Here is an 18,878-nt window from a genome sequence, read left to right on the forward strand (position 1 = left end):
GCCGCCGCACCGGCGACCGTGCCGGGGCGTGAGGCTCAGACCACCCCGGCCCGCAGCAGGTCGTGGATGTGAAGGATCCCCACCGGCCGGCCGTCCTCGACCACGAACAGCGCGGTGATGCGGGCGCGGTTCATCACCTCCAGGGCGGAACTGGCGAAGACGCCCGCCGTGGTGGTGATGGGGCCGGGCGTCATCACGGCATCGACCCGGCGGTTGAGGAGGTCGGCATCCATGTGCCGGCGCAGGTCGCCGTCGGTGATCATGCCGGCGAGCCGGCCCTGCCCGTCGAGCACGCCCGTGCAGCCGAAACGCTTGCCCATCATGGCGGGCAGCGCCTCCGCCATGGTGATGCCGCTGCCCACCAGCGGCAGCTCGTCGCCCACATGCATCAGCTGGCCCACGGTCTTGAGCCGCGCCGCGAGCTTGCCGCCCGGATGGAAGACCTTGAAGTCGCTGGCCGAGAAGCCGCGCCGCTCCAGGAGCGCCACCGCCAGCGCGTCGCCGAGCGCGAGCTGCACCACGCTCGACGAGGTCGGGGCGAGGTTGTGCGGGCAGGCTTCCTTGACGAGCGGCAGCGGCAGCAGGATGTCGGCCGCGAGGCCGAGCGTGCTGATCGGGTTCGACGTGAAGGCGATCAGCGTCACCGCGAAGCGCTTGGCGAAGCTGATGATGTCCCCGAGTTCCGTCGTCTCCCCCGACCACGACAGGGCGATGACGATGTCCTGCGAGGTGATCATCCCGAGGTCGCCGTGGCTGGCCTCGGTGGGGTGGATGAACGAGGCCGGCGTGCCCGTGGAGGCGAGCGTCGCGGCGATCTTGCGGCCGATATGCCCGCTCTTGCCGATGCCTGAGACGATGACGCGGCCCTGGATGTCGTGGATGGCCGCCACCGCGGCCCCGAACCCGGCCTTCATCTCCCCGTCGAGGGAGCGCGCGAGCGCGAGCAGCGCCTCGGCCTCCGTCCGCACGCTGCGGATGGCGGAGAAATGCGCCGCCTCGACGATCTGTCCCGCGCCGAACGTCTGCGCGGTCCCCGACTGCTCCATGTCACCCCTCGATCGGACATCTGTGACGGCTCCGGCGGCCGCCGCTCGTGAGGCGACGAAGATCCGCGACCTTTGCGGCCAGATTGCGGGGGCCGGCCGCGGCCCCGGCCGTCAGGGCGGTTGCGTGCACCGCTGTCACACCCGCGCGACGGGCAGGAACCCGATCCGGACGCGGTGATTGGGTCGGCACGCCGGCCGGGCCGCGACCGGCCCCCATCCTCACGGGAGATCCCCATGTCCGCTTCGTCGGCCCTGTGCCGCAGCCTCGCCGCCGCCCTCGCGCTCACCTCGACGGCGGCGCTCGCCGCCCAGCAGCCTGCGCCGCCCCGCGCCACCGACGCCTCGCCCCCGGTCGAGGTGACGATCAGCCAGGACGGCGGCACCACCCGCTGCGAGCCGGCAACCCTCCGCCTGCCGGCCGAGACGGACGTGACGCTCAGCCTCGTCAACCAGAGCGGGCTGCCGGCCACCGTGACGGCGCCCAAAATGTTCGAGAACCGCCAGATCCTGCATCACGACGGCGGCCTCGCGCACATCGCCAACGAGTCGGGCTTCACGGTCCGACCGAGCACGCGCGGCGAGGTGAAGCTGCGCACCCTCGCCCCGGGCGAGTACGATTTCTCCTGCGCCACGACGCGCAACCAGGGCACGCCGAGCCGCGGCAAGCTGGTGCTGGTGGCGCCCAACCAGTGAGGCGGCGCCGGTCCGGGCGCGCCGATGCGGCCGGACCGCTCCCGCGATCCGAGGCGGGACGAACGACGCGGCCGCGATGCGATCGGGCAGGTCGAAGGGACGCGGCCGCACCTTTCCGGACAGCCGGCCCTCCGCTCTCGACGCCGATCGCGGCCTTGATGATTTGGCAACCATGCCGGGCCGACACTGGGGTGAGACCCGGGGCCGCCGGGGCGCGCGGCAGGTTGCCGGGCGGCTCTCGGCACACCATCTAAAACTCTGATGCGCTTCACGCTTTGGGCGACCGTCCGCGGTCGTGGCGGTGGGAGCGCAAATCGGTTATGCGGATGCGCGGACCCGCCGCGTCCGCCACGAGAGACAGACCTTGGCAGATCACGACGAGACCGGCGCGCCACCGCCCGCCAGCGACATCAAGCCCGTTTCGATCACCGACGAGATGCGCCGCTCCTACCTCGATTACGCGATGAGCGTGATCGTGAGCCGGGCGCTGCCGGACGCGCGCGACGGGCTGAAGCCCGTGCACCGCCGCATCCTCTACTCGATGTACGAGAACGGCTATCTGCCGGACCGCAAATACGTGAAGTCGGCGCGCATCGTCGGCGACGTGATGGGTCAGTACCACCCGCACGGCGACCAGTCGATCTACGACGCGCTGGTGCGCATGGCCCAGGACTTCGCCATGCGGCTGATGCTGGTGGACGGCCAGGGCAATTTCGGCTCGATCGACGGCGATCCGCCGGCGGCGATGCGCTACACCGAATCGCGCCTCGCCAAGCCCGCGATGGCGCTGCTCGAGGACATCGACAAGAACACCGTCGACTTCAACCCGAACTACGACGAGTCGAAGGACGAGCCGGCGGTCCTGCCCGCCCGCTTCCCCAACCTCCTCGTCAACGGCGCGGGCGGCATCGCGGTGGGCATGGCCACCAACATCCCGCCGCACAATCTCGGCGAGGTGATCGACGGCTGCGTCGCGCTGATCGAGGATCCGGCGCTGACCATCGAGGCGCTGAACGACATCATCCCGGGGCCGGACTTCCCCACCGGCGGCCTGATCCTCGGCCGCGCCGGCACCCGCGCGGCCTACATGACCGGCCGCGGCTCGGTGATCATGCGCGCGAAGTCGCACACCGAGGAGGTGCGCAAGGAGCGCGAGGCGCTGATCTTCACCGAGATCCCGTATCAGGTGAACAAGGCCTCGCTGGTCGAGAAGATCGCCGAACTGGTGCGCGACAAGCGCATCGAGGGCATCTCGGACCTGCGCGACGAATCCGACCGCGACGGCATGCGCATCGTGGTGGAACTCAAGCGCGACGCGATGGCCGACGTCGTGCTCAACCAGCTCTACCGGTACACGCCGCTCCAGACCTCGTTCGGCTGCAACATGGTGGCGCTGAACGGCGGGCGGCCGGAACTCCTCAACCTGAAGGACCTGATCCAGGCCTTCATCGACTTCCGCGAGGAGGTCGTCTCCCGCCGCACCAAGTTCCTGCTGCGCAAGGCGCGCGAGCGCGCCCACGTCCTGTGCGGTCTGGCCATCGCGGTCGCCAACATCGACGAGGTGATCCGGCTGATCCGCACCTCGCCGGACCCCAACAGCGCCCGCGAGGCGCTGATGGCCCGCGACTGGCCGGCGGCCGAGATCGCGCCGCTGATCGCGCTGGTGGACGACCCGCGCCACCGCGTGGCCGAGGACGGCACCTACCGCCTCTCGGAGGCGCAGGCGCGCGCGATCCTCGACCTGCGCCTGCAGCGCCTGACGGCGCTCGGGCGCGACGAGGTCGGGGACGAGCTGAAGCAGCTCGCCGACGAGATCGCCGACTACCTCGACATCCTGCGCTCGCGCGCCCGCATCCTCGGCATCGTCAAGACCGAGCTGGCGGAGGTACGGGCCGAGTACGCGACCCCGCGCAAGACCGAGATCCTGGACTACGACTCGAACGTCGAGGACGAGGACCTGATCCAGCGCGAGGACATGGTCGTGACCGTGTCCCACGCCGGCTACATCAAGCGGGTGCCGCTCTCGACCTACCGGGCGCAGCGCCGCGGCGGCAAGGGCCGCTCCGGCATGTCGACCCGCGACGAGGATTTCGTCACCCGGCTGTTCGTGGCCAACACCCACACGCCGGTGCTGTTCTTCTCCTCGCAGGGTCAGGCCTACAAGGAGAAGGTGTGGCGGCTGCCGCTCGCGGCGCCGAACGCCCGCGGCAAGGCGCTGGTCAACATCCTGCCCCTCGACCAGGGCGGCGAGCGCATCACCACCATCATGCCGCTGCCGGAGGACGAGGCCTCCTGGGAGACCCTCGACGTGATGTTCGCCACCGCCAGCGGCAACGTGCGGCGCAACAAGCTCTCCGACTTCGTGCAGGTCAACCGCAACGGCAAGATTGCCATGAAGCTCGACGAGGGCGACCACATCGTCCATGTCGAGATCTGCACCGAGGCCGACGACGTGCTGCTGACCACGGCGGCGGGGCAATGCATCCGCTTCCCCACCACCGACGTGCGGGTGTTCAAGGGCCGCGATTCCACGGGCGTACGCGGCATCAACCTGGCCAAGGGCGACCACGTCATCTCGATGACGATCCTGCGCCACTTCGAGGCGACGCCGGAGGAGCGGCAGGCCTATATCCGGCGGGCCAATGCCGACCGGCGCGCCACCGGCGAGGCGATCGAGCTGCCGGCCGCGCCCGAGGCGGACGGCGAGGAGACCACGGCCTCGATCGACCTCGACCAGGACCGCTACATCGCCATGGGGGCGGCCGAGCAGTTCGTGCTCACGCTCTCCGAGCGCGGATACGGCAAGCGCACTTCTTCCTTCGAGTACCGGATCTCCGGGCGCGGCGGGAAGGGCATCAAGGCGATGGAGGTGAACACCCGCAACGGGCACCTCGTGGCCTCCTTCCCCGTAGAGACCAGCGACCAGATCATGCTGGTGACGAATGGCGGGCAGCTCATCCGCGTGCCCGTCGACGACATCCGCATCGTCGGCCGCGCCTCGCAGGGCGTGACGGTGTTCAACACCGCCAAGGACGAGCGCGTCGTCTCGGTGGAGCACATCGAGGGCGAGGAGGAGGCGGCCGAGGGGGCGTGAGCCCCGGCCGTCCTCACAGGGGCGAGGATCCGCACCCCGGCCTCGGCCGGTGCGCGGAAGCCTCCCTCAGCGCTGCCCGAAGGCGGCGTCCTTGAACAGGTCCTTGTACTCCCGCGGCTGCGAGCGCCAGTACTGCTTGGGCGCCCGCACCCGGGCGCCGAGTTCGGCGGCCGCGTGCCAGGGCCAGCGGGGGTCGTACAGCATGGCACGGGCGAGCGAGATCGCGTCGGCCTTGCCCTCCGCCAGGATCTGCTCGGCCTGCCGCGGCTCGGTGATGAGACCGACCGCGATGGTGGGGAGGTCGGTGGCCGCGCGCACCCGCTCGGCGAAGGGCACCTGATAGCCCGGACCGAGCACGATCTTCTGCTTGGGCGACACGCCCCCGGTGGAGACGTGGATCGCGGCGGCGCCCCGCGCCTTCAGGGCCTCGGCGAAGGCCACGGTCTGCTCGACCTCCCAGCCCTCCTCCACCCAGTCGGTGGCCGAGACCCGCGCCCAGACCGGCTTGCCCGCCGGCACCGCGTCGCGGACCGCATCGAAGACCTCCAGGGGGAAGCGCATCCGGTTCTCCAGGCTGCCGCCATAGGCGTCGGTGCGCCGGTTGGAGAGCGGCGAGAGGAACTGGTGCAGCAGGTAGCCGTGGGCCGCGTGGATCTCGACCGCGTCGATGCCGAGCCGCATGGCGCGCCGGGCGGTGGCCACGAAGGCGTCGCGCAGCCGCTTCAGATCGGCGGCGTCGAGGGCGCGCGGGGCCACTTCCCCGTCCGCGTGGGCGAGCGCGGAGGGCGCCTCGGTGAGCCAGCCGTGAGGGCTCTCCACGGCGACCTGGGCACCGCCGCGCCAGGGCACCTCGCTCGACGCCTTGCGGCCCGCATGGGCGATCTGGATGCAGACCGGGATTGGCGCGTAGTCGCGCACCGCGCCGAGCACGCGGCCGAGCTCCCGCTCGCAGGCATCGTTGTAGAGGCCGAGATCCCCGTAGGTGATGCGCCCCTCGGGCGAGACGGCCGTCGCCTCGATGGTGAGAAGCCCGGCACCCGACATCGCGAGCTGGCCGAGATGCATCATGTGCCAGTCGCTCGCCTCGCCGTCCCGTGCCGAATACTGGCACATCGGCGCGATGAGGATGCGGTTCTCCAGTTCCAGCGCGTCGAGGCGCAGGGGCTGGAACAATCGAGGCGTGCTCATGCGGACAACTCCGTGGCGGACCAGCGCCCTATCTGGCCCGTGGTCGCGTCCCGGAAAAGCCCCGCCACGGCATCGGCCCCATGCGGAGGAAGCGAGGCCGCACGGGCCTCAGCCGAGGCCGCGCGCGCGCAGCGCCTCGCCGATTTCCTCCAGGATCAGCGGATCGTCGATGGTCGGCGGCGTGGTCCAGGGCTCGCCGTCGGCGATCTTCTTCATGGTGCCGCGCAGGATCTTGCCCGAGCGGGTCTTCGGCAGCCGCCCCACCGTGAGGGCGATCTTGAAGGCGGCGACCGGGCCGATGCGCTCGCGCACCAGCGCCACCAGCTCCCGCTCGATCTCGTCGGGCGCGCGCGCCGAGCCCGCCTTCAGCACCACGAAGCCGCAGGGCGCCTCCCCCTTCAGGCTGTCGCGCACGCCGATCACCGCGCATTCGGCGACGGCGGGGTGCGAGGCCAGCACCTCCTCCATGCCCCCGGTCGAGAGCCGGTGGCCCGCGACGTTGATGATGTCGTCGGTGCGGCCCATGACGTAGACGTAGCCGTCCGGGTCGAGGAAGCCCGCATCCGAGGTGTTGTAGTAGCCCGGAAAGGTGGCGAGGTAGCTCTCGCGGAAGCGCTCGTCCTGCTGCCACAGCGTCGGCAGGCAGCCGGGCGGCAGGGGCAGCTTGATGGCGATCGTGCCCATCTGCTCGGCGGGGACCGGCTTGCCGCCCTCGTCGAGCACCTGCACGTCGTAGCCCGGCATCGGCACGGTCGGACTGCCGTGCTTGACCGGCAGCAGCCCGAGCCCCACCGGGTTGGCGGCGATCGGCCAGCCGGTCTCGGTCTGCCACCAATGGTCGACGACCGGCACGCCCAGGATGCGCTCGGCCCAGGCCACCGTGTCGGGGTCGGCCCGTTCGCCGGCCAGGAACAGCGTCCGGAACCGCGAGAGGTCGTGGCCGCGCATCAGCGCCGCCTCTGGATCCTCCTTCTTGACCGCGCGCAAGGCCGTCGGCGCGGTGAACAGCGCCACCGCCCCGGTCTCGGCGATGACGCGCCAGAACGCACCCGCATCCGGCGTGCCGACCGGCTTGCCCTCGTACAGCACGGTGGTGCAGCCGTGCAGGAGCGGCCCGTAGACGATATAGGAATGGCCCACCACCCAGCCGACGTCGGAGGCGCACCAGTACACCTCGCCCGGGCGGATGCCGTAGAGGTTCGGCATCGACCACGCGAGCGCCACGAGGTAGCCGCCGGTGTCGCGCACCACGCCCTTCGGCTTGCCGGTGGTGCCCGACGTGTAGAGGACGTAGAGCGGGTCGGTGGCGGCGACCGGCACGCATTCCGCACGGCGCCCGGCCTCGCGCGCCGCCGCCACCGCCGCGGCCCAGTCGCGGTCCCGGCCCTCCACGAGGTCCGCGCGCGCCTGCGGGCGCTGCAGGATCAGGCAGGCGTCCGGCTTGTGCTGCGACAGGCGGCAGGCCTCGTCGAGAAGCGGCTTGTAGGCGACGGTGCGGCCCGGCTCGATGCCGCAGGAGGCCGCCATCACGACCTTGGGCGTCGCATCCTCGATGCGCGCTGCGAGTTCCTTGGCGGCGAAGCCCCCGAACACCACGGAATGCACGGCGCCCAGCCGCGCGCAGGCGAGCATGCCGAACAGCGCCTCGGGCACCATCGGCATGTAGAGCACCACGCGGTCGCCGCGCGCGACCCCGAGGTCGCGCAGCACCCCCGCGAGCATCGCCACCTCGTCCTGCAACTCCGCGTAGGAGATGCGGCGCTTGGTGCCGGTGACGGGGGAATCGTAGAGAATCGCCGCCTGATCGCCCCGGCCGCCCGCCACGTGACGGTCGACGGCGTTGTGGCAGGCATTGACCTCGGCGCCGGCGAACCAGCGGCCGAACACGCCGGATTGCGGATCGAAGACGCGATCGGCGGGCTTGGCCCAGGCGATCGCCTGCGCCGCCTCGGCCCAGAATGCCGCCGGATCCGCCGTCCACGCGGCGTAGACCTCCGGGTAGCGGCTCTCCTCCGGGGAGCGGCTCTTGCCCGCCATGACGTTCCTCCTCCTCCGCCGGCTCCCGGCGGTTGGCCGGATTGTCCGGGACTCGGCGGCGGCAGGCAAGACGTCGCCGGAGCCCGGTGGCGTGCCGGTTCGCGCACGGCCGTGGCGCAGCGGCCCGATCGCTGCGTCAGGCTCGCGGGGAATCCTGTGCGTTCCCTGCGGCAGGCGGTTGCCCGGGCGGGGGCGGTGGCGCGCCTGGCCCCTGCTTGAGACTTTCGATCGCGAGCGCGACGGTGGAATGGCCCACGAGATCGACCAGCCAGCGGCCCAGGATGAGGGCCTTCAGGCGCGAATCGATCTCCTCCTGCCCGAGCTGGGCGATGCGGATGCGGAGATCCCCGAGCCCGTTGAGCGACACCGGCCGGCCGAGGCTGAAGCACGCCTCCGCCAGTTGCTGCGCCTGACGAACGTCGAAGCCGTTCATCAGCGTGGCGATCGCCGTGAAGCGCCGGTCGCCCGCCAGGGGATCGTAACTGATGTAGGGCCCGAGATCCTTCACCGCCTGCTTCAGGACGCCGGTGCCGACGACGTTGATCAGGATGAGGCCGAGATTGAAGGCGCTGATCTCCGGCGGCAGGCCGAAGGCCGCGAGTTCCTTGACCTGGACACCGACGTCCCGCTGCTCCTGCGATGGAACATTCTGCATCAGCGCGAAGCAATAGACCGGCAGAGCGATCTGGGCGCGCTCGAACGCGACGTCCTTCATGATCGCCTGAACCGCGTTGCCACGCGGCGGCGCCACGCCGCGATCAATGGCGCGGTCCGACGCGAACAGCAGCGTGTCGAGCAGGAACGACGGTCCGAAGCCGAGTTCTCCGTCGGCGGTCTTGATCCTGAACAGCGACGAGCGGAACAGCGTCATGGCGCCGAAGCCGGAAGCCAGGATGAGCGAAAGCTTCTGGAGATCAGGGTCGTCCTTCAGGTCGGTAAAGAGCCAATCCGGCCGCATCATCCGCAGGCAAACCAGCATGCCCAGGCAGGCGATGACGTTGACGGCGATGTAGAGGGCCGCCGGCGCGCTGAAGAGCGCGCGTGCCGGATCACCCTTGTAGCGGGACACGGTCTCGACGGCGCCGATCAGCAATCCGATCAACACGACCCAGAAGGCCTCCGGCGGATTGGCCAGAGGACCCACCTGCCATGCCCCCATCACGCCGACGAGTTGGTTCCAACCTTCCACGCCTTCCCCCGCAACGACGCAAGGGAATGTGAGACCTGCTCAAGAACCCGTCCACGAACCTCAGGTTGTGACAGACCCTCGCACGCAGAGTGAGGTCGCGATCACAGCACCTTGCGCCCGAGCGAGGTGAGGGCGTAGGCCCTGCTGTCCTGGCCACCGACCGGATTGAGAAGACCCGTATCGACGCCGCTCTGCAGCGTGCGCGCCAGCGTGTCCAGGGGGAGGCCCGTGCGCTGCGCCACATCCACGATCGTGGCCGGCTCGCCGGACCCGATGCTTCTCACGACGGTCGAGAGCACATCCACCTGCGACCCGGCAAAGGCCGCGCTCGCGCGGGACGCCGCATAGCCCTTGCCGCCAGGCTCGCGCATGACGTTGAGGAACGAGCTGAAGAGATCGCCGGAAGGTCTGCCTGACACGATCGCCAACTCCTGTCGGCCCGAGCTCACTGTTTCGCTGACGTTAATTCACCGCCACGGCTGCGGCAAGATGACGGCACGCCGCGGCACGGCCGCCCTCCGCCGTATTTTTCGCATCGGCGTTCCGGCCCAACGATGGCACAGTCGCGCCGGATGCAGCGCCGGGAGGCTGCGGGAGGAGCCGCCATGACCACGACGATCTACGACCAGGGACTCGACCGGAACCCGGCCAACTTCCAGCCCCTCACGCCCCTGAGCTTCCTGGAGCGGGCGGCCACGGTATTTCCGGATCACGTGGCGGTCATCCATGGTTCCCTGCGGCGCAGCTACCGCGACCTCTATGCCCGTGCCCGGCGCCTCGCCTCGGCGCTCGCCCGCCACGGCATCGGCCGAGGCGACACCGTGGCGGTGATGCTCGCCAACACGCCCGCGATGATCGAGTGCCACTACGGCGTGCCGATGTCGGGCGCGGTGCTCAACACCCTCAACACCCGCCTCGATCCGGCGATCCTGGCCTTCTGCCTCGACCACGGCGAGGCCAAGGTGCTGATCACCGACCGCGAGTTCGCCCGCGTGATGGCGCCGGCCCTGCAGCAGGCCAAGGTCACGCCGCTGGTGATCGACTACGACGATCCGGAATACGCGGGCGAGGGCCAGCGCCTCGGCACGATCGATTACGAGGATTTTCTCGCCTCCGGCGATCCCGACCACGCCTGGGCCATGCCGGGCGACGAGTGGGACGCGATCTCGCTCAACTACACCTCCGGCACCACGGGCGACCCCAAGGGCGTGGTCTACCACCATCGCGGCGCGGCCCTGCTCGCGGTCGGCAACGTGGTCACGGGCACGCTCGGCAAGCATCCTGTCTATCTCTGGACGCTGCCAATGTTCCACTGCAACGGCTGGTGCTTCCCCTGGACGCTCTCGGTGGTGGCGGGCACGCATGTCTGCCTGCGGCAGGTGCGCGCCAAGGCGATGTACGACGCCATCGCGGATCACGGCGTCACGCATCTGTGCGGGGCGCCGATCGTGATGTCGCTGCTCATCAACGCCTCGGATGCGGAGCGGCGTCCCCTGCCCCACCGGGTCGCGTTCTTCACCGCCGCCGCCCCGCCCCCGGAGGCGGTGCTCGCCGGCATGGCGGAGGCGGGGTTCGACGTCACCCACCTCTACGGCCTCACCGAGACCTACGGGCCGGCGGTGGTGAACGAGTGGCATGCCGACTGGGATGCCCTGACCAAACCCGAGCAGGCCGCCCGCAAGGCCCGGCAGGGCGTGCGCTACCCGCCGCTCGAAGCCCTCGACGTGCTCGATCCCGAGACGATGCGGCCGGTACCGGCGGACGGGGAGACGCTGGGCGAGGTGATGTTCCGCGGCAACGTGGTGATGCGCGGCTACCTCAAGAATCCGAAGTCCACGCAGGCCGCCTTCGCGGGCGGCTGGTTCCATTCGGGCGACCTCGGCGTGAAGCACCCGGACGGCTACATCCAGCTCAAGGACCGCTCAAAGGACATCATCATCTCGGGAGGCGAGAACATCTCGTCGATCGAGGTGGAGGAGGCGCTGTTCAAGCACCCGGCGGTGGCCGCCGCCGCGGTGGTGGCCAAGCCCGACGAGAAATGGGGTGAGACGCCCTGCGCCTTCGTGGAGCTGAAGGCCTCCGAGATGGTCTCGGCCGAGGAGCTGATCGCCTGGTGCCGCCAGTCGCTCGCCGGCTACAAGGTGCCCAAGCACGTGGTGTTCACGGAACTGCCCAAGACTTCGACCGGCAAGATCCAGAAGTTCGTGCTGCGCGAGATGGCCAAGGCCATTTAGATCAGCCCGAGGGAGGCGGGGCTCCGGATGCGTCGCCGGAGCCCCTCCCCGCTCACTGCGTCTCGAGCAGGCGGCGGGCGATGACCTGGGCCTGGATCTCGGCCGCGCCCTCGAAGATCGAGAGGATGCGCGCGTCGCAGAGCACGCGGCTGATCTGGTACTCCAGCGCGAAGCCGTTGCCGCCGTGGATCTGCAGCGCGTTGTCGGCCGCCGCCCAGGCCACGCGGGCGCCGAGCAGCTTGGCCATGCCCGCCTCGAGGTCGCAGCGCTTGCCCTCGTCCTTCTCGCGGGCCGAGAAGTAGGTGAGCTGGCGGGCGATGTTGATCTCCACCGCCATCATGGCGATCTTGTCGGCGACCCGCGGGAAGGCGATCAGCGGCTTGCCGAACTGCACCCGCTCCTCGGCATAGCGCAGGCCGATGTCGAGGGCCGATTGCGCGACCCCGATGGCGCGGGCCGCGGTCTGGATCCGGGCGGATTCGAAGGTCTGCATCAGCTGGGCGAAGCCCTTGCCCTCGACCTCGCCGAGCAGGTTGGCGGCCGGCACCTCGAACCCGTCGAAGGCGAGTTCGTATTCCTTCATGCCGCGGTAGCCGAGCACCTCGATCTCGCCGCCGGACAGGCCCTTGACCGGGAACGGATCCTCGTCCGTGCCGCGCGGCTTCTCGCCGAGCAGCAGCGAGAGGCCGCGATGGCCCGGCTCGTCGGGCTTGGTGCGCACCAGCACGGTCATCAGATCGGCGCGGACCGGATGGGTGATCCAGGTCTTGTTGCCGTGGATCCTCCAGACGTCGCCCTCCTTCACCGCCTTGGTGCGCAGGTTGGCGAGGTCCGAGCCGGTATTCGGCTCGGTGAAGACGGCGGTCGGGAGGATCTCGCCCGAGGCGATCCTGGGCAGGAAGCGTTGCTTCTGCTCCTCGGTGCCGCCGCACAGGATCAGTTCGGCGGCGATCTCCGAGCGGGTGCCGAGCGAGCCGACGCCGATATAGGCCCGCGACAGCTCCTCCGAGACCACGCACATCGAGATCTTCGGCAGGCCCATCCCGCCGTACTCCTCCGGGATGGTGAGCCCGAACACGCCGAGTTCGGCCATCTGGGAGATGATCTCGAGGGGGATGTAGGCGTTCTGCAGGTGCCACTCGTGGGCGTGCGGCACGACCTCGGCCTGCCCGAAGCGGCGCATCTCGGAGCGGATCGCCTCCATGTCCTCGTCGAGGCCGGCATCGCCGATCGTGGCGGAGCCCTGACCCTCGCGGATCAGCTTGACCAGGGCGGCGCGGTGCACCGCGGTGTTGCCGTCGGCGATCAGCGTCTCGACGGCGGCGGTGCGGTGGCGCGCGACCTCCTGGGGCTTGAGGCCGAGCGAGGTGGTGGGCCGCACCATCTCGCCCTGGCTCATCGGGATGCCGCCGAAGATCTGGTCCAGGTACTCGCCGAGCCCGATGCGCAAGAGCAGCGTCTCGGTCTCGCCGAAGCGGCCGGCTTCCTGCAGGCGCTCGGCATAGGCGGCGAGCTGGTTGACCGCCTCCGCGTAGGTGGCGAGCCAGGCCAGCCCGTGCGCGGCGTGCTGCTCGGCCTCCAGCCGCTCGGCCGAGAGCCGCCCCTCCGCGGTCGCCACGCCGGCGCGCACGCGCCGGCCGGCATCGGCGGCGAGCGCCTTGGCGGAGGTCGCGGCCTCGCGGGCGAGCGACACGAGGTCGGTATCGACGGGCAGGGGCGCGGCCTGGGCTGACATGGCTCTCGTCTCCGGCGAAGTCTTGTGCGCTGCATGATAGCGGCGAATGCAGCGGCTTGTAGAGGGCTGCGTCCCCTTGCGTCGCCCCCAACCTTATGGGGACGGGCCGCCCCGGTCGTCGGAAGCGGGAATCAGCCCCGGCTGGCGATTGCCACGCCCAGGGCGGCCACCCCCATGCCGACGACCTGCACCGTGCTCAGCGTCTCGCCGAACAGCCCGAAGGCCATCGCGGCCGAGACCGGCGGCACGAGGTAGAACAGCGCCGCGACGCCGGCGACCGCGCCGCGCCGGATCAGCCAGAGCAGGATCAGGATCCCGCCCACCGACAGGCCCAGCACCGCCCAGGCGAGCCCCAGGAACGCCGGCAGCGAGGCGTCGAACCGCCCCTGCTCCAGCAGGAGCGCCAGCGGCAGCGTCATCAGGCCGGCGCCGAGGAACTGCACCGCCGCGTTGGTGCGCAGGTCCACGGCCGCCGCCGTGCGCTTCTGCCACAGGGTGCCGAGGGTGATCGCGACGGTGGCGCAGAAGCAGACGCCGAGCGCCGCGGGCGGGATCGCGTCGGCGCCCGCGCCGAGCTTGGGCGCGAGCACCAGCCCGGCGCCGACGAAGCCGACCCCGATGCCGAGCCAGCGCCGGCCCGAGACCCGCTCGCCCAGCACCGGGCCGGCGACGAGGGCGGTGAGCAGCGGCTGCAGGCTGGTGACGAGGGCCGCGATGCCGGCGGGCAGCCCCCGGCTCACCGCCCAGAAGACCCCGTCGAGATAGACGCCCTGGAGCAGAATCCCGGAGACGAGTGCGTCGCGCCAGCCGCGCCAGCCGGAGGGCCAGCGCGCCCGCGCGAGCCACGCGACGGTCGAGAGCACCGCCACCGTGCCGAGGTAGCGCAGGCACAGGAAGGTCAGCGGGTCGGCATGCGGCGCGACGAGGCGCGCGACCACGAAGCCGGTCGACCAGATCAGCACGAACGCGGCCGGGGCGAGGCGCGCGGCGAGCGCGGCGGGATCTGGCGTGGTCTTCATCATTCTGCGCGCGCAGGCAGCACGGCCGTTGCGTCCGTGCAAGCGATGCGGCCGGATGGCGGCTGCGCTTCGCGTGCATGGTGCTGGGCGGATCTCCGCCAGCGATTTCCAACCACGCGTATGAGGATCCGACAGCGCCAAGCCCGCCTCACATGACGCTGCGCCGTGGCGGAATCGCTCTCTCGCCGGGCCACCGACCGGTGTAGAAGCCGGATCCGCCATGCGCGTCCGCACCGCCCTCGAGATCGCCGCCATCGCGGCCCAGCGCTTCGTCGCGCATGACGGCTGGGCCATCGCGAGCCATATCGCGCTCTCGCTGCTGACCTCGCTGTTTCCCTTCCTGATCCTGCTCACCGCGCTCGCCAGCGTGTTCGGCACCAAGTCGCTCGCCGACGAGGCGAGCAACCTGCTGTTCGAGATCTGGCCGAGCGAGGTGGCCGGGCCGGTGGCGGCCGAGGTGCACCGGGTGCTCACGGAGCAGCGGGGCGGCCTGCTCACGCTCGGCGCGGCGCTCGCCCTCTACTTCTCGTCGAGCGGGGTCGAGAGCCTGCGCGTCGGCCTCAATCGGGCCTACGGCTTGCGGGAGATGCGGCCCTGGTGGCTCACCCGCCTCGAATCGATCGGCTACGTCGTCTGCGCGGCCTTCGCGATGCTGGCCTTCACCTTCCTGGTGGTGCTGGGGCCGCTGATGTGGCGCGGGCTGGTGATGGTGGCGCCCGGCATCGAACCGCTCGGCCTCACCTTCGCGGTGGTGCGGGTCGCGCTCACCGCCCTGCTCGTCGCGGTGGTGCTGGTGATCGCCCATAAGTTCATCGCGGCCGGGCGGCGGCCCTGGCACATGGTGCTGCCCGGGGTGGCGGTGACGCTCGGCATGTGGGTGCTGGCGGGCCTCGGCTTCGGCCTCTACCTCGACCGCTTCTCGGGCGCCTACGTGTCCACCTACGGGGGCTTGGCCACCGCGATGGTCTTCCTGATCTTCCTCTACTGGCTCGCCGCCATGTTCCTGTTCGGGGGGGAGATCAACGGCACCGTCATCGCGGCGCGCCGCCGCCGGCTGCAGGCCCGCGCCCAGAGCCGCAAGGACACGATCAAGCTGCTGTGAGGAGCGCCGGCCGAAAGGTTTTGCCCAAGGCCTCCGAGATCGAGCGACACCGGCTCTGCACACACCGGTGAGTGGAACCGGCATGATCTTTCCCGCAATGGACGCAGACGCCGATCATCGAGCGCGGGGAACCCTTCTCCCGTGTGGGAGAAGGGCAGGGTTGAGGGTGGAGACGGCGCAGAAGAAGCCTGAACCGATCCGCTGCCCGGCTCCGTCCTCAGCGATTGATCCTGAGGCCGTACGCCCTCACGCGGGATCTTCGATCCCCTGCCCCTCTCCCACTCGGGAGAGGGGTTCCGTGCGCCTGACCCACGCGGTTGCAAAACGAAGTCCCAGGTTTCGCGTCAGTCGCCCTCTGGCCGGAAGACGTAGCCGAGCCCCCGCACCGTCTTGATGAAGCGCGGGTTGGCGGGGTCCGGCTCGACCTTCTTGCGGATTCGGTTGATGCGCACGTCGATGGCGCGGTCGAAGGCGTCCGGGTCGCGGGCATCCGCGAGGTCGAGGAGCCGCTCGCGGCTCATCACCCGCTTGGGATTGTCGAGGAAGGCCTTGAGCAGGGCGAATTCCGAGCGGGTGAGGATCTGCTCGGCCCCGGTCTCGTCGCGCAGGCGCAGCGTCTCGACATCCACCAGCATGCGGCCGAAGCGGACGCCGCCCGGGGCGGCAGCGGAGGCGGGCTCCGCCGGCGCGGGCCGCGCGAGGGCGGCGCGGCGCAGCACCGAGCGCACCCGCGCCACGAGTTCGCGCAGTTCGCAGGGCTTGGGCAGGTAGTCGTCGGCGCCGAGTTCGAGCCCGACCACGCGGTCGATCGGGCTCGCGGTGGCGGTCAGCATGATGATCGGGATGGTGGTGCGCGCCTTGAGGTCGCGCACGATCGACAGCCCGTCCTCCTCCGGCATGTTGAGGTCGAGGACGATCAGGTCGGGATGGCCCTGCTCCAGGAGGCGGCGCAGTGCGCCGCCGCCCTCGCAGAGATCGACCTCGAAGCCGTGCATGCGCAGGTAGTCGCCCACCATCGCGCGGGCGTCGGGCTCGTCGTCCACCACGACGATGCGCTGGCTCGCCCCTGTCATCGGGCGCCCTTCCGGGATTCAGGAGAGCTCGAAGCGGGAAAGGACACGCGGACCTGCACTGGCCGACACGCAGACTGGGACTGACAAGACGTCGACAATGACTGCGAACCGGGACGCCGTCCATGCCGCGGGATCGCAAGAGGCCGGCCACCCACCGGTTCCGCGCGGTTCAACCGCGCAGCGCCGCGGCGAGGCGCTCGGCGATCCGCTCCCGGGCGCGCCGGGGCAGCGCCCCCGGGGCCTCGTCCTCGATCAGCGCGGCGATCTGCGCCCGGGTCGGGCCCGCGCCGCGCGAGTCCTGCAGCAGGGTGCGCAGGGCTTCGAGATCGTCGCGCCAGGGCGCCTCGTCCCGAGCGGTCGTCCGGGGGGCGGCGGGACCGGATTGGATCGTGCAGAGCATGGCCGATCTCCTCGGCAGGTCATGGCGGGCGGTCTTTGCCCCGTCGCAGAGGGACGCGGCGGTTGTAGGCAAACACTGTTGCGTGCCGATTGCGTCGTGAACACCCCAGGGTGGATGTGCTCTGGCGCACACACTGCCGCGAGCCATGCAGAATCGTGCGGTGTCGTCAGACGGCTCCGCGTCCCGCGCCGATCTTTCCCGCATCGCGACGCAGGCAGGGCCGTGCGAACCTTGTTCCGCACGCGTCGTCCGGTCAGGATGAGCGCGACTGATCGCAACCGACCCGGACCGGACTGTCGATGGCCGACGACGATATCTTGTTCCTGCTGCCGGACGACGGCGAGGCCGCGCAGGAGGCGGCGACGATGTGGCCCGTCGTGGTGGTGGACGACGACCCGGCCGTGCACGAGGGCACCCGCTTCGCCCTCTCGGGCTATGCCCTCGACGGGGCGCGGCTGGAGATCCTGTCGGCGCATTCCGCCGCCGAGGCCCGCGATCTGCTCGCCGCGCGCGGCCCCACCGTGGCGGTGATCCTGCTCGACGTGGTGATGGAGACCGAGGATGCGGGCCTGCGGCTGGTGGACTTCATCCGCCGCGACCTGAAGGACGAGGCGGTGCGGATCATCCTGCGCACCGGCCAGCCGGGGCAGGCGCCGGAGCGCCGGGTGATCGTCGACTACGACATCAACGACTACAAGGCGAAAACCGAACTCACCGCCGACAAGCTGTTCACCAGCCTGACGGCGGCCCTGCGCGCCTACCAGCAGCTCAAGCGCCTGCAGGAGACGCGCCGGGGGCTGGAGATCATCATCGACGCGGCGCCGATGCTGCTCGACTACAAATCGATGCAGCGGCTGGCAGAGGGCGTGCTGACCCAGGTCGCCTCGCTCCTCAACGTCGCCTGCGAGGGCATCCTGGTGCTGCGGGAGAATGCCGGGCGCGACGACGATTTCTGCGTGCTGGCCGGCTCGGGCTGCTACCACCACCTCGCGGTGGACGGGGTGCCCGCACCCCTCGATCCCGAGGTCCAGACCATCGTGGCGCAGGCCTTCGCCGAGCGGCGCCACACCTTCGGCGACCATTGGTCCACGCTCTACGTCCACACGGCGAGCGGCAGCGAGATCGTCGCCCTGCTCAAGGCGGACCGCCAGCTCTCCGAGACCGACCGGGCCCTGATCGCGCTGTTCACCTCGCGCCTGTCGATCGCCTTCGACAACGTGATCCTCTACGAGCAATTGCAGCGGGCCAACGTGAGCCTGGAGCAGCGGGTGGTGGAGCGCACCGCCGAGCTGATGCGCGCCAACCGCCGGCTGGCCATGCAGCGCTCGGACCTGCGCCGCGCCAACCAGCTCAAGACCGAGATCCTCGGCACGGTGGCGCACGACCTCAAGAATCCCCTCGCGGTGATCCTCGGGCGGGCCGAGATGCTGGGCGACCTCATCGGCAGCCTGCCCCAGCCCGTCGAGGCGATGCGGGCGCAGGTCGGCCACATCCGCGATTCGGCGCGCCGGCTCACCGGCATGATCGAGAGCCTCATCGCCGACGCGATGAACGATGCCCTGGACATCACGCTGCGCCGCGAGCCGGTGGATTTCGCGGGCCTCGCCCGCGAGGTGACGCAGGCGAACGCGCCGCTGGCCGAGACCAAGAACCAGGTCCTGCGCGCCCGCCTGCCCGACAGCCTGTTCATCTGCGGGGACGGCGAGCGCCTGCGCGAGGCGATGGACAACCTGATCTCGAACGCCATCAAGTACAGCCCGGTCGGGGCCGAGATCGTGGTGAGCGTGGAGCGGACTGGGGACGAGACGCTCTTCGCGGTGCGCGATTTCGGGCCGGGCCTGTCGCCGGAGGATACCGGGCGGCTGTTCGGCCGCTTCCAGCGCCTCTCGGCCAAGCCGACCGGCGGCGAGGGCTCGACCGGACTCGGCCTCTCGATCGTCAAGCGCATCGCCGAACTCCACGGCGGACGCGCCTCGGCCGAGAGCCACGCGCCGGAGCCGGGCTCGACCTTCGCGATCCATCTGCCGAACATCGCGGTCGAGCTGGCCTGAGTCCGGCCGGGCCGCGG

The 18,878-nt window shown here is 70.6% G+C and carries 14 protein-coding genes; 5 read left to right on the forward strand and 9 right to left on the reverse strand.

Translation table 11 applies throughout. The features are described from left to right. Positions 1-35: 35 nt before the first annotated feature. Complete coding sequence (locus MFF61_RS06855; protein WP_238234335.1) at positions 36-1,046, reverse strand: KpsF/GutQ family sugar-phosphate isomerase; 1,011 nt, start codon at positions 1,044-1,046, stop codon at positions 36-38. A gap of 234 nt (positions 1,047-1,280) precedes the next feature. On the opposite strand from MFF61_RS06855, the gene MFF61_RS06860 reads away from it, so the two are divergent. Together MFF61_RS06860 and gyrA are read left to right on the forward strand one after the other, a co-directional pair. Then, a complete protein-coding gene (locus tag MFF61_RS06860; protein ID WP_238234336.1) occupies positions 1,281-1,739 on the forward strand; it encodes a cupredoxin domain-containing protein in 459 nt (152 codons plus the stop codon). Between the two features lie 364 nt (positions 1,740-2,103). Beyond that, positions 2,104-4,833 carry a DNA gyrase subunit A gene (gyrA, locus tag MFF61_RS06865; protein ID WP_238234337.1) on the forward strand — a complete coding sequence of 910 codons (2,730 nt, stop codon included), beginning with the start codon at positions 2,104-2,106 and terminating at the stop codon, positions 4,831-4,833. A 66-nt stretch (positions 4,834-4,899) separates the two neighbouring features. On the opposite strand, the gene MFF61_RS06870 is transcribed toward gyrA, so the two are convergent. From MFF61_RS06870 to MFF61_RS06885, 4 genes are all read right to left on the reverse strand, one after another. Further along, entirely contained in the window at positions 4,900-6,021 is a 1,122-nt protein-coding gene (locus tag MFF61_RS06870; protein WP_238234338.1) for an NADH:flavin oxidoreductase/NADH oxidase, read from the reverse strand. Positions 6,022-6,129: 108 nt separating this feature from the next. Next, positions 6,130-8,058, reverse strand: a complete 1,929-nt coding sequence (locus MFF61_RS06875) for a propionyl-CoA synthetase (protein ID WP_238234339.1) — start codon at positions 8,056-8,058, stop codon at positions 6,130-6,132. 136 nt (positions 8,059-8,194) lie between these two features. Next, positions 8,195-9,151: a hypothetical protein gene (locus MFF61_RS06880; protein ID WP_238234340.1), complete on the reverse strand. Its 957-nt coding sequence runs from the start codon at positions 9,149-9,151 to the stop codon at positions 8,195-8,197. 197 nt (positions 9,152-9,348) lie between these two features. Further along, the gene (locus MFF61_RS06885) at positions 9,349-9,675 is read right to left on the reverse strand and encodes a hypothetical protein (protein ID WP_238234341.1); all 327 of its coding nucleotides are present in this window, start codon (positions 9,673-9,675) and stop codon (positions 9,349-9,351) included. A gap of 177 nt (positions 9,676-9,852) precedes the next feature. Here MFF61_RS06885 and MFF61_RS06890 point away from each other — a divergent pair, with 177 nt between their 5' ends. Next, positions 9,853-11,481: an acyl-CoA synthetase gene (locus MFF61_RS06890; RefSeq protein WP_238234342.1), complete on the forward strand. Its 1,629-nt coding sequence runs from the start codon at positions 9,853-9,855 to the stop codon at positions 11,479-11,481. Positions 11,482-11,533: 52 nt separating this feature from the next. Here MFF61_RS06890 and MFF61_RS06895 read toward each other — a convergent pair whose 3' ends face one another. Both MFF61_RS06895 and MFF61_RS06900 read right to left on the reverse strand, forming a co-directional pair. After that, positions 11,534-13,216 (reverse strand): acyl-CoA dehydrogenase family protein, encoded by a 1,683-nt coding sequence (locus MFF61_RS06895; protein ID WP_238234343.1) that lies wholly within the window; start codon positions 13,214-13,216, stop codon positions 11,534-11,536. A 131-nt stretch (positions 13,217-13,347) separates the two neighbouring features. Then, positions 13,348-14,235 (reverse strand): DMT family transporter, encoded by an 888-nt coding sequence (locus MFF61_RS06900; protein ID WP_238234344.1) that lies wholly within the window; start codon positions 14,233-14,235, stop codon positions 13,348-13,350. Positions 14,236-14,455: 220 nt separating this feature from the next. On the opposite strand from MFF61_RS06900, the gene MFF61_RS06905 reads away from it, so the two are divergent. Beyond that, positions 14,456-15,337: a YihY/virulence factor BrkB family protein gene (locus tag MFF61_RS06905; RefSeq protein WP_238234345.1), complete on the forward strand. Its 882-nt coding sequence runs from the start codon at positions 14,456-14,458 to the stop codon at positions 15,335-15,337. A 344-nt stretch (positions 15,338-15,681) separates the two neighbouring features. Here MFF61_RS06905 and MFF61_RS06910 read toward each other — a convergent pair whose 3' ends face one another. Next, entirely contained in the window at positions 15,682-16,410 is a 729-nt protein-coding gene (locus MFF61_RS06910) for a response regulator (protein WP_238234346.1), read from the reverse strand. A 169-nt stretch (positions 16,411-16,579) separates the two neighbouring features. Then, entirely contained in the window at positions 16,580-16,810 is a 231-nt protein-coding gene (locus MFF61_RS06915) for a hypothetical protein (protein WP_238234347.1), read from the reverse strand. Positions 16,811-17,109: 299 nt separating this feature from the next. Here MFF61_RS06915 and MFF61_RS06920 point away from each other — a divergent pair, with 299 nt between their 5' ends. Next, positions 17,110-18,861 carry an ATP-binding response regulator gene (locus tag MFF61_RS06920; RefSeq protein ID WP_238234348.1) on the forward strand — a complete coding sequence of 584 codons (1,752 nt, stop codon included), beginning with the start codon at positions 17,110-17,112 and terminating at the stop codon, positions 18,859-18,861. Positions 18,862-18,878: the final 17 nt, after the last annotated feature.

The organism is Methylobacterium isbiliense (assembly GCF_022179325.1).
Classification (GTDB): domain Bacteria; phylum Pseudomonadota; class Alphaproteobacteria; order Rhizobiales; family Beijerinckiaceae; genus Methylobacterium; species Methylobacterium isbiliense.

Coding starts and splice junctions, on each gene's coding strand:
- MFF61_RS06855 (WP_238234335.1), bottom strand. CDS start 1,046: ATGGAGCAGTCGGGGACCGCGCAGACGTTCGGCGCGGGACAGATCGTC.
- MFF61_RS06860 (WP_238234336.1), top strand. CDS start 1,281: ATGTCCGCTTCGTCGGCCCTGTGCCGCAGCCTCGCCGCCGCCCTCGCG.
- MFF61_RS06870 (WP_238234338.1), bottom strand. CDS start 6,021: ATGAGCACGCCTCGATTGTTCCAGCCCCTGCGCCTCGACGCGCTGGAA.
- MFF61_RS06875 (WP_238234339.1), bottom strand. CDS start 8,058: ATGGCGGGCAAGAGCCGCTCCCCGGAGGAGAGCCGCTACCCGGAGGTC.
- MFF61_RS06890 (WP_238234342.1), top strand. CDS start 9,853: ATGACCACGACGATCTACGACCAGGGACTCGACCGGAACCCGGCCAAC.
- MFF61_RS06895 (WP_238234343.1), bottom strand. CDS start 13,216: ATGTCAGCCCAGGCCGCGCCCCTGCCCGTCGATACCGACCTCGTGTCG.
- MFF61_RS06900 (WP_238234344.1), bottom strand. CDS start 14,235: ATGAAGACCACGCCAGATCCCGCCGCGCTCGCCGCGCGCCTCGCCCCG.
- MFF61_RS06905 (WP_238234345.1), top strand. CDS start 14,456: ATGCGCGTCCGCACCGCCCTCGAGATCGCCGCCATCGCGGCCCAGCGC.
- MFF61_RS06910 (WP_238234346.1), bottom strand. CDS start 16,410: ATGACAGGGGCGAGCCAGCGCATCGTCGTGGTGGACGACGAGCCCGAC.
- MFF61_RS06915 (WP_238234347.1), bottom strand. CDS start 16,810: ATGCTCTGCACGATCCAATCCGGTCCCGCCGCCCCCCGGACGACCGCT.
- MFF61_RS06920 (WP_238234348.1), top strand. CDS start 17,110: ATGGCCGACGACGATATCTTGTTCCTGCTGCCGGACGACGGCGAGGCC.